The organism is Falsiroseomonas sp. RANM36 (assembly GCF_056682175.1).
Genome location: NZ_JBWXTD010000003.1, coordinates 242545 through 255608 on the forward strand (window position 1 = coordinate 242545; position 13064 = coordinate 255608).

The following is a 13064-nucleotide window of genomic DNA, read 5'->3' on the forward strand; positions in this document are numbered from 1 at the left end:
GCCCCCGCGCCGCCGGGGGGGTGGGGGGGGGGGCCGCGGGGGGGGGGCCGGGGGGGGGGGGCCCGGCCGGCGCCACGCCCCGCGGCGCCCGGCTCTGGGCCAATGACGGCGGCGCGCCGCAGCCGGATATCGGTTTCCTCGGCTTCGATGCCGGGCGGCCGGCGGGTGCCACGGCGCCGAGCGCCGCCCGCCGCGGCGGCCGAGGCTGAACCGGAGGCCCGGCCCGGCCGCGGCCCTTCGCGACGCTACTGGATCCTGATCCCGGCGGCGCGGATCACCTCGCCCCATTTCGGCGCCTCGGCAGCCAGGAAGCCCCGGAAGCTGTCGGGCGAGTCGCCGACCGGGGCGAAGCCGAGCGCGGCGATGCGCGTCGCGACCTCCGGTCGCTGCAGCGCGGCGACGAAGGCGGCGTGCAGCCGCGCGATCGCCGCCGCCGGCGTGCCGGAGGGCGCGAGCAGGCCATACCAGGCTTCCACCGAAATGGCCGGACCGCCCGATTCGGCGACCGTCGGGATCTCCGGGAAGGGCGCGAAGCGGGCGGGCGTGGTGACCGCCAGGGCGCGCAGCGTGCCGGCCTGCACATGCCGGATGCTTGCCGGGCTGTCGAAGAACACCGCGGTGTCGCCGCGCATCACCGACTGCGTCGCATCCGGCGTCTGGCGGTAGGTGACGTTGGTCAGGCGGATATCGGCGGCGCGCATGAAGAGCTCGGTCGCCAGATGCGGCACCGTGCCGTTGCCGGCGGTGGCGTAGTTCAGCTCGCCCGGCCTGCGCTTCGCCTCCGCGATCAGGTCGCCGATGCTGCGGAAGGGCAGGCTCGGGTTGGTCACCACCAGCAGCGGACCGGTGGTGAGGCGGCTGATCGGGGTGAAGGCGGTGGCCGGATCGTAGCCCATGTCCTGGTAGAGGAACTGGTTGATCACCAGCGGCGAGGCGGCGTTCAGCACCAGCGTATGGCCATCGGGCGCCGCCTGGGCCACGGCGCGGGTGCCGATGTTGCCGCCGGCGCCGGGGCGGTTCTCGATCACCACCGGCTGGCCGAGCGCCGCGGCGGCGGGTTCCGCCACAAGCCGCGCGACGACATCGGTGGGGCCGCCGGCGCCGAAGGGGACGATCACGCGGATCGGCCGCTCCGGCGACCATGCGGCCTGCGTGCCCTGGGCGCGCGCGATGCCGGGCAGCGCCAGCGTGGCGAGGGAGAAGGTCCTGCGAGAGAGCATCGTCCTCACTCCGGCTGGATGCGCGCGGCGGCGACGAGGGCGCGGTTGCGCGGGATCTCGGCCGCGATGCGCTGGGCGAAGGCCTGCGGCGTCTCGCTGAGCGCCGTGAGGCCGAGGCCGGCCATGCGCTGCTTCACCGCCGCCTCGTTGGCGGACTGGTTGACCGCGGCGTTGATCCGCGCGGTGAGATCGTCGGGCAGCCCCTTCGGCCCCCAGAGCCCGCACCAGCCTTCATAGACCAGGTCCGGGAAGCCCGCCTCGGCCAGCGTCGGCACGTCGGGCAGCACCGCCTCGCGCTGCGCGCTGGTCACCGCATAGGCGCGCGCGCGCCCGTCGCGCACCAGCGGCAGCGCCGGGCCGACAGGCGCGATGAACAGGCTCACCGCGCCGGAGACGAGATCGTTCATCGCCGGGCCGGTGCCGCGATAGGAGACGAAGGTGCCCTCGACGCCGAGCTTCTGCCACAGCGCCGCGGTGGCAAGCTGCCCGACCGAGCCGAGCGAGGAGCCTGCGAAGGAGATCTGCTGCGGCGTACGGCGGATCGCCTCCAGCAGCTGGGCGAGGTTCTGCGGCGCGAGGCCGGCATTGCCGATCATCACGTAGGGGATGGAGACGGTGCGCGCGACCGGCGTGAAATCCGCCTGCAGGTCGAAGGGCACGCTGCGCTGCACGAAGGGCAGCACCGTCAGCACCTCGTTCGAGTAGAGCAGCGTGTTGCCGTCCGGCGCGCTGCGCGCCACGGCTTCCGCGCCGACCGCGCCATTGGCGCCGGAGCGGTTCTCGATCACCCAGGTCTGGCCGAGGCTTTCGGCCGCCTTGGGCGCGATCAGCCGGCCCGTCAGGTCGGTGGTGCCGCCCGGCGGATAGGGCACGACGAAGCGCACGTTGCGACCCTGCGCCAGGGCGGGCGCCGCCAGCGCGAAGGCGCCGAGCGCAAGCGTTCCGCGGCGGGTGATGCTGTTCATGGCCGTTCCTCCCAGGGTCGTCTCGCCGCTCATCCGGGCCAGGCTTCCTGCCGGTGCGACGGACCCACGCAGCGCGCGGCCATCCGTCGTTCCTTCAGGCATGCTTCGCCGTGGAATGCTTCGTTATCTAAGCATTTTGTTGTGCGCCTTCCGGCAAGTCAAGCTGCGGCGGCTTCCAGCGTGACGAGCTCCGCCCCGTCCTCGACCAGGTCGCCGGGCGCGCAGCGCAGCGCGGCGATGATGCCGTCGGCCGGCGCGGTGATGCGCATCTGCACCTTCATCGCCTCGATCACCAGCAGCACGGCACCGCGCGCGACCGCGTCGCCGGGTGCGATCAGGACCTGCAGCACTCGGCCGGGCATGGGTGCCACCACGCGGCCGCCGGCGCTGTCCGCGGCGCCGGAGGCTGCGCGCGGATCGCGGTGGCGCAGATCATGCGTCGCGCCGTCGAGGATGACGGAAAGCGCATCGCCCTCGCGCAGCACGCGCGCGCGGATGGCCGCGCCGTCCAGGCGGAAGGACAGCGCGTCGCCGTCCCGGCGCGCGCCTTCGACGCGCACGGCGCCGCCCGGCAGGTCGAGCCTGAGATGCTCGCCAAGATGCGCGCGGATGACATGCGTGGCGTCGCCGTCCAAGAGCGAAAAATCCTGCCAGCCCTCGCCGTTGAGGCGCCAGGCATTCGCGAGGCCCCAGGGCGCATGCGGATCGGCGGGATCGGTCACGGGCTCGTCGCGCAGCAGGCGAAGCACCGCGGCGGCGAGCGCGACGCGCGGCGCGCCCTGGGCGGGGGCGAGCAGCGTCTCCGCATGGCGCGCGATGAAGCCGGTGTCGAGATCGGCGGCGGCAAAGTCGGGGTTGGCGAGGATGGCGCGCAGCAGCGGCAGGTTGGTGCGCACGCCCGCGACTTCCGTCTGCGTGACGGCGCGCAGCAGGCGGCGCCGCGCCTCCTCGCGATCCGCGCCATGCGCGATGATTTTCGCCAGCATCGGGTCGTAGTTGACGGAGACCGCGTCGCCTTGCCGCACGCCGGCATCCACGCGGATGCCCTCGCCCGCCGGGAATGCCAGGTGACGCAGCGTGCCGGTGCTCGGCGCGAAGTCGCGCGCGGGATCTTCCGCGTAGAGACGGACCTCGATGGCGTGACCGGCGATGGCGGGGTGCAGCGTCGGCAACGGCTTGCCGGCGGCGACGCGGAGCTGCCATTCGACGAGATCGAGGCCGGTGATCGCCTCGGTGACGGGATGCTCCACCTGCAGGCGGGTGTTCATCTCCATGAAGTGGAATGCGTCGCCCTCGGCAATGAATTCGACCGTGCCGGCGCCGACATAGCCGATGGCGCGCGCGGCGTCGCACGCGGCCTTGCCCATGGCGGCGCGGCGCTCTCCGGTCATGCCGGGCGCGGGCGCTTCCTCCACCACCTTCTGGTGGCGTCGCTGGATGGAGCAGTCGCGCTCGAACAGCGACAGCGCGTTGCCCTGCGTGTCGCAAAAGACCTGGATCTCGATGTGGCGCGGCTTCGTCAGGTAGCGTTCCAGCAGCAGGCGATCGTCGCCGAAGGCCGCCAGCGCCTCGCCGCGCGCAAGCGCGATGGCCTCATCCAGCTCGGCGGCATCCTGGGCGATCTTCATGCCCTTGCCGCCGCCGCCGGCGCTGGCCTTGACCAGGATCGGGAAGCCGATGCGCGCCGCGGCCGCGCGCAGCGTGGCCTCGGACTGGTCGGCGCCGTGATAGCCGGGAACGAGCGGCACGCCGGCCTGCTCCATCAGCGCCTTCGCGGCGGCCTTGCTGCCCATGGCGCGGATCGCCTCGGGCGGCGGGCCGACGAAGGTGATGCCAGCGGCGGCGCAGGCCTCGGCGAAGTCGGCATTCTCGGAGAGGAAGCCGTAGCCGGGATGGATGGCGTCCGCGCCGGTCTCGCGCGCGGCGGCTAGGAGCGCGGGGATCTTCAGGTAGCTTTCGCGTGCGGGGGCGGGGCCGATGCGGATGGCGGCGTCCGCCATCGCGACATGCATCGCCTCGGCGTCGGCGTCGGAGAAGACGGCGACGGTGCGCAGGCCCATGCGGCGCGCGGTGCGAATGACGCGACAGGCGATCTCGCCGCGGTTGGCGATCAGGAGGGTGGAGACGGTCACATCCGGAACGCGCCGAAGCGCGCCTCCCCGGCCCATCCGGCGACAGGATTGTTCCGCGCCGCCGAGAGGCACAGCGCCAGCACCATGCGCGTATCCTCGGGCGCGATCACGCCATCGTCCCACAGCCGCGCCGACGCATAGGTGGGATTGCCCTGCGCCTCATACTGCGCCTCGATCGGCGCCTTGAATTTTGTTTCGTCGTCTTCGGACCACCGCTGGCCACGCGCTTCCAGCGCATCGCGGCGGATCTGCGCGAGCACGCTCGCGGCCTGGGTGCCGCCCATCACGGATATGCGCGCATTCGGCCACATGAACAGGAAGCGCGGCGCATAGGCGCGGCCGCACATGCCGTAATTGCCGGCGCCGAAGCTGCCGCCGATGATCACGGTGAATTTCGGCACGCGCGCGGTGGCGACCGCGGTGACCATCTTCGCGCCGTCCTTGGCGATGCCGCCGGACTCGTATTTCCGGCCGACCATGAAGCCCGTGATGTTCTGCAGGAAGACCAGCGGGATGCCGCGCTGGTCGCAGAGCTCGATGAAATGCGCGCCCTTCTGCGCGGACTCGGAAAACAGCACGCCGTTGTTCGCGACGATGCCGACGCGGTAGCCCCAGATGCGCGCGAAGCCGGTGACGAGCGTAGGCCCGTACAGGGGCTTGAACTCGTCGAATTCGGAGCCGTCCACGACGCGTGCGATCACCTCCCGCACGTCGTAGGGTTCGCGGATGTCGGCGGGGATCACGCCGCCGATCCCCTCGTAGAGCGGCGCGCGCGGCGGCGCGAGGTCGTCCGCACCCACGGGCTTCGCGCGGTTCAGCCCGGCGACAATGCGCCGCGCGAGGCCCAGCGCATGCGCGTCGCTCTCCGCCAGGTGGTCCGTGACGCCGGAGGTGCGGCTGTGCAGGTCGCCGCCGCCCAGCTCCTCCGCCGTCACCACCTCGCCCGTCGCGGCCTTCACCAGCGGCGGTCCGCCGAGGAAGATCGTGCCCTGGTTGCGCACGATGATCGCCTGGTCGGACATCGCCGGCACATAGGCGCCGCCGGCCGTGCAGCTTCCCATCACCACGGCGATCTGCGGGATGCCCGCGGCGCTCATCCGCGCCTGGTTGAAGAAGATGCGGCCGAAATGGTCGCGGTCGGGGAAGACCTCGTCCTGGTTCGGCAGGTTCGCGCCGCCGGAATCGACCAGGTAGATGCAAGGCAGCCGGTTCTGCTCAGCGATCTCCTGCGCGCGCAGATGCTTCTTCACCGTCATCGGGTAGTAGGTGCCGCCCTTCACCGTCGCGTCGTTCGCGACGATCACGCATTCGCGGCCCGAGACGCGGCCGATGCCGGTGATGATGCCCGCGGCCGGGATGTCTTCTCCGTACATCCCGTGCGCGGCGAGCTGCGAGAATTCCAGGAACGGCGAGGCTGCGTCCAGCAGCGTGCGGATGCGCTCCCGCGGCAGCAGCTTTCCGCGGTCCAGATGCCGCTTGCGCGCCGCCTCCCCGCCGCCTTCGCGGATGCGTTCCACCGTCGCGCGCAGCTGCGCGACGAGCTCCTCCATCGCGGCCGCGTTGGCCCGAAACGCGTCGGAACGGGGATCGGCGGCGGTGGCGAGGACGGCCATGCCCTCACTTCACCCCGTCGCGCGCAGAAAATCCAGCAGATGCCGGATCACCGCCTCCGGCTGTTCCTGCTGAACCCAGTGGCCGGCGCCGGGCACCAGGTGGACGCCACGCATGTCCGTGCAGGCGTCCTCCCGCATCCGCCGCAGCGCGCCGGGGAACTGGTGGATGCCCCAATCGGCCGCGCCCGCGACGAAGAGGCTCGGCACCGTGATGCGCATTCCGCTGAACAGGCGCAGCTCCGCCGCATTGGCGCCGCCGGTCTGGCAGCGATACCAGTTCAGCCCACCCTGGAAGCCGGTGCGCGCATACTCGGCCACATAGACCGCAAGCTCCGCCTCCGTCAGCCAGTCGCACGTGCCATGCGGCATGTGCGGCGCGACGGTCTCGGCCATGGTCTCCTTGGCATGCATCACCTAGTAGGTGGGCAGCTTCGCAAGCTCCGTCGCGGTCCAGCCGGCCAGCTCGAAGGGCCGGTTCTCCGGCCAGTCCGCGCTCTTGTGGTGGTAGTAGGCGCGCAGGAAGGCATGCAGGCCCTGCTTCGCCTGCAGCATGTCCTCGTTTGCCGGGCGCGTCGCATAGTACCACTGGTAGTGCTTGCGCGGCGGATCGAGCGCCGCGAGGTCCTCATGCACCGTGTCGCGCGGCGGCGCATCCCAGCCCGGCGCGCCGGCGAAGGGCGAGCTCATCATCACGACGCGCGCGAAAATGTCGGGGCGGATCAGCGCGCAGCAGGCCGCGACCGGCGAGCCGAAATCATGGCCGATTGCCGCCTGGACGCGCGCGATGCCAAGCGCGTGCAGCAGCGCCAACTGGTCGCGCACCAGGTTCGGCATGCGGAAGGGCGCGATGTCGGCATCGTAGTCGGCGCTCCCGCCCGTGGTGCGGCCATAGCCGCGCTGGTCCGGCGCGATCACATGGAAGCCGGCGGCGGCGAGGGCCGGCATCACCTTCCGCCACGAATACGCAAGCTCCGGGAAGCCGTGCAGCAGCAGCAGCGCGGGCCGGCCCGCCTCGCCCGCCTCCAGCACATGCATGGCGAGGCCGTTCACGCCCGCGACGATGCGCGCGCGGATGCCCCGCGGAAGTCCGTCCAATGGCTGCATCGCCCTTCCCATGCGCCCCGTGCCGGGACAGACTCGCCCCGGTTCGCGAAGGGAGCAAGACCGCCATGTGGCAGGCCCGCACCATCATCCACAACGGGCAGGCGATCCCCTTCGCGGAGGCGCGCATCCATCCGCTCGCGCTCGGCGTGGCCTTCGGCATCGCCGTGTTCGAGGGGCTGCGCGCCTATCGGCATCCAGGCGGCGGCTTCTCCGTCTTCCGGCTGGAGGAGCATCTGGATCGGCTGGCGCAGGGGATGAAGGTGCTGCGCCTGGCCGATCCGCCTTCGAAGGACACGCTGCGCCAGGCGGTGCTGGAGGTGATCCGGCTGAACGAGCCGGACGAGGACGCCTATCTGCGCCTGCAGGTGCAGATCGAAGGCATGGGAATGATGGCGACCACCGGGCCGGTCGGCTGGATCGCGGCGGCGCTGCCGCGCGAACGCTCGGCGAAATTCGCGACGGGGCTGGCCGCGCAGGTCTCCTCCTGGACGCGTCTGCCGGACAACGCCATGCCGCCGCGGATCAAGGCCAGCGCGAACTATCACGCCTCGCGCCTCGCCACGCTGCAGGCCAAGGCCGATGGCTATGACAGCGCGATCCTGCTGACGCAGCGCGCCAAGGTGAGCGAGGCCGCGGCCGCCTGCCTGTTCCTGGTGCGCGACGGCGTGCTGGCGACGCCGGGCCGCAGCAGCGACATCCTGGAGAGCATCACGCGCGACACCGTGATGGTGCTGGCGCGCGAGGCCGGCATCGCGGTGGAGGAGCGCGAGGTGGACCGCACGGAGCTCTACGTCGCGGACGAGGTCTTCCTCTGCGGCACCGGGCAGGAGCTGGTGGCCGTGACGAGCGTGGACCGCCTGCCGGTCGGGGACGGCAAGCCCGGCGCGATCACCCGCCGACTGCAGGCGGCCTATGAGGGCGTGGTGCGCGGCACCAGCGACGCGCATCCGGAATGGCGCACGCCGGTCTAGCCGCGCGGCGTGCGACCATGCTTCGATCCGCGGCGGAGGCGCGCGGCATGACAAGGGATGGGAGGGAGGCAGGGCCGCTGGCGGCGCTGACGGTGCTGGAGCTTTCGGGCTCGCCCGGACCGGCCTTCGGCGCCGCGCTGCTCGCCGATCTCGGGGCGCGCGTGATCGTCTGCGAACCGCCCGGCGGATCGGCGCTGCGCCGGCTGGGCCCGGAGCCGGTGCGGCGCGTCTGGTGGCCGATCGCCGCGCGCAACAAGCTCTCGCTGGCGGTGGATGCGGCGCATCCGGATGCCGCGCCGGTGCTCGACGGGCTGGTGGGCGCGGCGCGCATGATGCTGCGCGACGACGATGCGGCGCCATGGCTTGCCGCTGCGGCGCGGGCGGCGAACCCGCCGCAGGACGTGCATCTGTTCCCGACCGGCGCGGACCGGCCGGCGCTTTGGCCCTGGAGCACCGCGCCGGAACTTGCGGGCGCGGCGAGCGGGATGATGGCGCTGACCGGCGAGACCGGTGGCCCGCCGGTGCTGCCGGAAATCCCGCTGGCCGAGCACGCCACCGGCATGCTCGCCGCCGCCGCCGCGCTGTTCGAGCAGCGCGCCGCCGCGCTGGAAGGTCGCGCGCCCGCGCCGCTCGGCTTCGCCCTGCATGAGGGGCTGATGCGCATGATCGAATGGCAGCTTCCCGTCGCGGCGGCGCAGGGCCGGGCGGAGCTGCGCTGCGGCAACCGCTTCCCGATGAACGCCAATATCGGCAACGTCTTCCGCACGCGCGACGGCGGGCTGCTGACCGTCTCGGCCGCGACCAACGCCGTGGCGGAGCGCATGCTGCGCATGATCGGCGGCGATGCGCTGGCCGCCGATCCGCGCTTCCGCACCCAGGCCGATCGCCGCGCGCATATGGACGAGATCGAGGCGCGCATCGCCGAGTGGATGGCGCGCCACGACACGGCGGAGGCGCTGGCGCTGGTGCAGGCGAACGATGTGGTGGTGGGGCCGATCCTCGATGCCGGCGAGCTGCTGGCCGACCCGCATGTCGCGGCGCGCGAGGGCTTCGTGGAGGTGTCGCTGCCGGAAGGCGGCAGCGTGACCATGCCCGGCGTGATGCCGCGCGGCCTGGGCGGTGCGGTGCGCCATGCGGGCCGGGCGCCGGGCGCGGACAGCGATGCCGTGCTGGTCTCGCTGGGCTTTGGGCCCGACGACATCGCGGCACTGCGCAGGACGGGAGTGATCTGGGCATGACGGCTTCGAACGAATCGATCTGGCCGCTGCGCTCGATGCTGTTCGTGCCGGCGCATCGGCCGGACTTCGTGGCCAAGGTGCCGCGCTTCGCGCCGGACAGCGTGGTGCTCGACCTGGAGGATGCCGTGCCGCCGCAGCACAAGATCGGCGCGCGCGACCAGGCGCGGGAGGCGATCGGCTTCCTGCGCGGCCACGGCATCCCGGCCTTCGTGCGCATCAATGCGCTGGACCAGGGCGGCATCGAGGATGCGATCGCGGTGGCGGCGGAAGGCTATGCCGGCGTGATGCTGCCCAAGGCGGCAAGCGCGCGGGAGGTGCAGGACCTCGACGCGGCGCTCGGCTTCGCGGAGGGTCGCGCCGGGCTGCCCTTCCGTTCCGTCGCGATCATGCCGCTGCCGGAGACGGCGGTGGGGATGTGCGACGCGCGCGAGCTGGCGGCGGCAAGCCCGCGGGTGCGCGGGCTGATCGGCGTGGTGGGCGGGCCGATCATCGGCGATGTGGCGCGCGCCGCCGGCTTCATCCCGACACGGGACGGCACGGAGCAGGTTTTTCTTGCCTGCAAGATCGTGCTGGAGAGCCGCGCGGCCGGCGCGCCCTATCCGATGGGCAGCCTCATCGGCACGGCGCTGGACGACCACGACCATGTCCGCACGCTCGCGCAGCGAGCCCATCACTATGGCTTTACGGGCGCGGTGCTGATCCACCCGTCCCATGTCGCGATCGCGCACGAAATCTTCACGCCGACGCGCGAGCAGGCCGAGCATTTCGCCGGCATGATCGCAGCGATGCGCGAAGCGGAGGCGAAGGGCCTCGGCGCCGTCTCCTATCGCGGGCAGATGGTGGACTACGCGATGATCCCCTATGCGGAGGACCTGGTGCGCGCGGCGCGCCGCTTCGGCGTGCTGCCGGCATGAGCGCGCCCCTGCCGCTGCGCGGCGTGAAGGTGGTGGAGCTCGGCAGCGTCATCGCGGCGCCCTATGCCGCGAGCCTGCTGGCGGAATTCGGCGCCGAGGTCGTGAAGGTGGAGCGGCCCGATGGCGGCGACGCGCTGCGCAACATGGGCGTTCGGGCGAACGGCGTGCCGCTGTGGTGGCATGTCGCCTCCCGCAACAAGCGGCTGGTCACGCTGGACCTGAAGGGGGAGGATGGTCGCGCGGCGTTCCTCGCGCTGGTGGATGCGGCGGATGTGCTGCTGGAGAACAACCGGCCGGGCGTGATGGACCGCCTCGGCTTCGGCTGGAAGGCGCTGTCCGCGCGCAATCCGCGGCTGGTGATGGCGAGTATTTCGGGCTTCGGCCAGACCGGCCCCTATGCGCCGCGACCGGGCTTCGGGAAGATCGCCGAGGCGTTCTCGGGCGCCGTCGCGCTGACCGGCGCGCCACAAAACATTCCGCTGCATGCCGGGTTCAGCCTGGCGGATGCCTGCGCCGGCCTCGCCGCGGTGTATGGCGTGGCGGCGGCGCTCCATGCGCGGGACGTGCTCGGCACCGGGCGCGGCGCGCATGTGGATGTCGCGCTCTACGAGCCGCTGCTGCGCATGGCGGAATGCCAGGCTGCTCTCACGCGGCTGCTCGGCGGCGCACCGCGCCGGCAGGGCAGCAACGATCCCTGGGGCTTCGGCGCGCCGGGGCAGCGGCGCATCGCGACGGCGCGCTGCGTTGATGGCGGCTGGATCGCGGCGATCATCGAGCCGGGCAGCATGCTCGACCTCGATGCCCTGGCCGCGACGCAGGCACGGCCGGATGCGCTGGCGGCGCTGCGCGCGGCGGGCGTGGAGGCCGTGCCGGTGCAGGACGGCATGAGCCTGCAGCAGGATCCGTATTTCGCCGCGCGCGGCGATGTGGTGCGCACCCAGGATGAGGCTGCCGGCGCTCTCGCCGTGCCCGGCGCCGTGCCGCATGGCTATGACCGCTGCGGCCTGCGCGACTTCCTGCCCTCAGCCTCTGCGGCGGAGTAGCCAGGCCAGGGCGGCCGCCATCGCCAGCCCGACCAGGCTGCTGATCGGCTCCGGCGCCAGGATCAGCGCGGAGGCGACGAAGAGCGCGACTCGCGCCAGCGGGTGCAGCGGCGCGACCAGGTAGCCGGAGAGCGATGCGCTCATCAGCACCGTGCCGATCACCGCGACGACGAGCGTGACCAGCACCATCGCAACGCTGCCTTCCATCAGCAGCGCCGGGTGCAGTGCAAACAGGAAGGGCAGCAGGTATTTGATGATCGCCAGACGGACCGTGTGGTACGCGGTCTCGGTCCAGGGCGCGCCGGCAATGCCGGCGGCGACGAAGACCGCCGCGCAGACCGGAGGCGTCAGCGCGGAGAGCGTCGCCACGTAGAAGGCGAAGAGATGCGCCTGCAGCGGCGAAAGCCCCACGCGCTGCAGCGCCACGACGATGACCGCGGTGGAGAGCACATAGGCAGCCGTCGTCGGCATCCCCATGCCCAGCAGCAGCATCACCGCCGCCGAGAGCAGCAGCGTGACGATCAGGCTGCCATCCGATAGGCCGAGGATCACCTCGGTGAACTTCACGCCCACACCCGTCAGATCGATCAGTCCTACCAGCACGGAAGCCGCAGCGATCAACGCGCCGAGCGTAACGAGGCCCGGCCCTGTCTCGATCAGCGCATTCACGAGTTCGCGCGTGTTCTTCGCCAGCTCGCCCAGGCTGCGCGCGGTCAGCAGATGCGTCAGCGCGATCGCGGCCGAGGCCGCCAGCACCGACCAGGAAACCGGCCAGCCCTGCGCGATCATGCCGATGAGGACGACGAAGGGCAGCAGCAGCGGGATGACCACGCGCGGATCGCGCAGCCGGCGCGGATCCGGCATCTCCTCCGGCGGGACGCCGCCGACGCCCTCCTTCGCGCTGTCGAAATGCACCGAGGCGAGCACGCCGACATAGAACAGGAAGGCCGGGATCAGCGCCGCCAGCATGATGTCGGTGACCGGCACGCTGAGGAAATCCGCCATCAGGAAAAGCCCCGCCCCCATCAGCGGCGGCGTGATCTGCCCGCCGGAAGAGGCGGTGGCCTCCACCGCGCCGGCGACGGCCGGCTTGTAGCCGAGCCGCTTCATCAGCGGGATGGTGAACTGCCCCGTCATCGCGACATTGGTGACGGAGGAGCCGGTGATGGTGCCGACCATCGCCGAGGACACCACCGCGATCTTCGCCGCGCCCCCGGTGAAGCGGCCCGCGGCGAGCTTCGCCGCATCCATCATCGCCGCGCCGACGCCGGTGTTCATCATCAGCGCGCCGAAGATGACGAAGAGCGCGATCAGGCTGACGAAGGAATCCGTCAGCGGTCCCCACAGGCCGGAGGTGCTGAAATAGACGTTCTCCGCCAGGAACTGCCAGGTGAGGCCGGTATGCGCGAAGCGGCCGGGGATCAGGTTGCCGTAGAGCGTGTAGAGCACCGCGATGACGACAAGCACCGCAAAGGAGGAGCCGACGGCCCGGCGGGAGACCTCCACCGTGATGGCGGCGACGCAGAGGCCCAGCACAAGGTCGGGCATCGCGATGGCCGACATCGGGTCCATCATGATGTCCCAGAACTTCAGGTGCAGGTTGACCGCGGCCACGACCAGCAAGGCGGCCATCGCCCAGTCGTACCAGGGCACGCGGTCGCGCGCGCCGGCATGGGCGGGGAAGCTGATCAGGCCGATCAGCAGCACCAGCGTGACGGCGATGTTGCGCTGCTGGATGTTCGGCAGCTGGCCATACACCGCGGTGACGCAGAGGAAGCCGACGAGCAGCGCGGTCAGCGCCAGCAGCAGCGGCCGGGGGGGGCCCCCCCGGCGGGGGGGCGGCCGGGGGGGGCGAGCGCCGCAC

At 71.9% G+C, this 13064-nt stretch carries 11 protein-coding genes and 1 pseudogene; 5 read left to right on the forward strand and 7 right to left on the reverse strand.

The annotated features are described in order from the left end of the window. Nucleotides 1-209, forward strand: a pseudogene (locus tag AC1MIR_RS05960) (hypothetical protein); the annotation flags it as partial. A gap of 36 nt (nucleotides 210-245) precedes the next feature. Here AC1MIR_RS05960 and AC1MIR_RS05965 read toward each other — a convergent pair. The 6 genes from AC1MIR_RS05965 to AC1MIR_RS05990 form a co-directional block, all read right to left on the reverse strand. Continuing rightward, nucleotides 246-1220: a Bug family tripartite tricarboxylate transporter substrate binding protein gene (locus AC1MIR_RS05965; protein ID WP_480027268.1), complete on the reverse strand. Its 975-nt coding sequence runs from the start codon at nucleotides 1218-1220 to the stop codon at nucleotides 246-248. 5 nt (nucleotides 1221-1225) lie between these two features. After that, nucleotides 1226-2185 carry a Bug family tripartite tricarboxylate transporter substrate binding protein gene (locus AC1MIR_RS05970; protein WP_480027269.1) on the reverse strand — a complete coding sequence of 320 codons (960 nt, stop codon included), beginning with the start codon at nucleotides 2183-2185 and terminating at the stop codon, nucleotides 1226-1228. A gap of 158 nt (nucleotides 2186-2343) precedes the next feature. Further along, nucleotides 2344-4317 (reverse strand): acetyl/propionyl/methylcrotonyl-CoA carboxylase subunit alpha, encoded by a 1974-nt coding sequence (locus AC1MIR_RS05975; RefSeq protein ID WP_480027270.1) that lies wholly within the window; start codon nucleotides 4315-4317, stop codon nucleotides 2344-2346. Beyond that, the gene (locus AC1MIR_RS05980; protein WP_480027271.1) at nucleotides 4314-5930 is read right to left on the reverse strand and encodes a carboxyl transferase domain-containing protein; all 1617 of its coding nucleotides are present in this window, start codon (nucleotides 5928-5930) and stop codon (nucleotides 4314-4316) included. The genes AC1MIR_RS05975 and AC1MIR_RS05980 overlap by 4 nt, the downstream gene beginning before the upstream one ends. A gap of 9 nt (nucleotides 5931-5939) precedes the next feature. Beyond that, nucleotides 5940-6323 carry an alpha/beta fold hydrolase gene (locus AC1MIR_RS05985; RefSeq protein ID WP_480027272.1) on the reverse strand — a complete coding sequence of 128 codons (384 nt, stop codon included), beginning with the start codon at nucleotides 6321-6323 and terminating at the stop codon, nucleotides 5940-5942. Nucleotides 6324-6344: 21 nt separating this feature from the next. Then, complete coding sequence (locus AC1MIR_RS05990) at nucleotides 6345-7025, reverse strand: alpha/beta fold hydrolase (RefSeq protein ID WP_480027273.1); 681 nt, start codon at nucleotides 7023-7025, stop codon at nucleotides 6345-6347. Nucleotides 7026-7099: 74 nt separating this feature from the next. On the opposite strand from AC1MIR_RS05990, the gene ilvE reads away from it, so the two are divergent. From ilvE to AC1MIR_RS06010, 4 genes are read left to right on the forward strand one after another with little or no spacing between them, the layout of a single operon-like run. Beyond that, nucleotides 7100-8005, forward strand: a complete 906-nt coding sequence (gene ilvE, locus AC1MIR_RS05995) for a branched-chain-amino-acid transaminase (RefSeq protein WP_480027274.1) — start codon at nucleotides 7100-7102, stop codon at nucleotides 8003-8005. A 47-nt stretch (nucleotides 8006-8052) separates the two neighbouring features. Then, nucleotides 8053-9243: a CaiB/BaiF CoA transferase family protein gene (locus AC1MIR_RS06000; protein WP_480027275.1), complete on the forward strand. Its 1191-nt coding sequence runs from the start codon at nucleotides 8053-8055 to the stop codon at nucleotides 9241-9243. After that, nucleotides 9240-10157 carry an HpcH/HpaI aldolase/citrate lyase family protein gene (locus tag AC1MIR_RS06005; protein WP_480027276.1) on the forward strand — a complete coding sequence of 306 codons (918 nt, stop codon included), beginning with the start codon at nucleotides 9240-9242 and terminating at the stop codon, nucleotides 10155-10157. Before AC1MIR_RS06000 ends, AC1MIR_RS06005 begins: the two co-directional genes overlap by 4 nt. Further along, nucleotides 10154-11200: a CaiB/BaiF CoA transferase family protein gene (locus AC1MIR_RS06010; RefSeq protein ID WP_480027277.1), complete on the forward strand. Its 1047-nt coding sequence runs from the start codon at nucleotides 10154-10156 to the stop codon at nucleotides 11198-11200. Before AC1MIR_RS06005 ends, AC1MIR_RS06010 begins: the two co-directional genes overlap by 4 nt. On the opposite strand, the gene AC1MIR_RS06015 is transcribed toward AC1MIR_RS06010, so the two are convergent. Then, nucleotides 11180-13064, reverse strand: a 1885-nt coding sequence (locus tag AC1MIR_RS06015) for a TRAP transporter permease (protein WP_480027278.1), incomplete at its 5' end; no start/stop codon positions are given. The two genes, AC1MIR_RS06010 and AC1MIR_RS06015, sit on opposite strands and share 21 nt — an antisense overlap.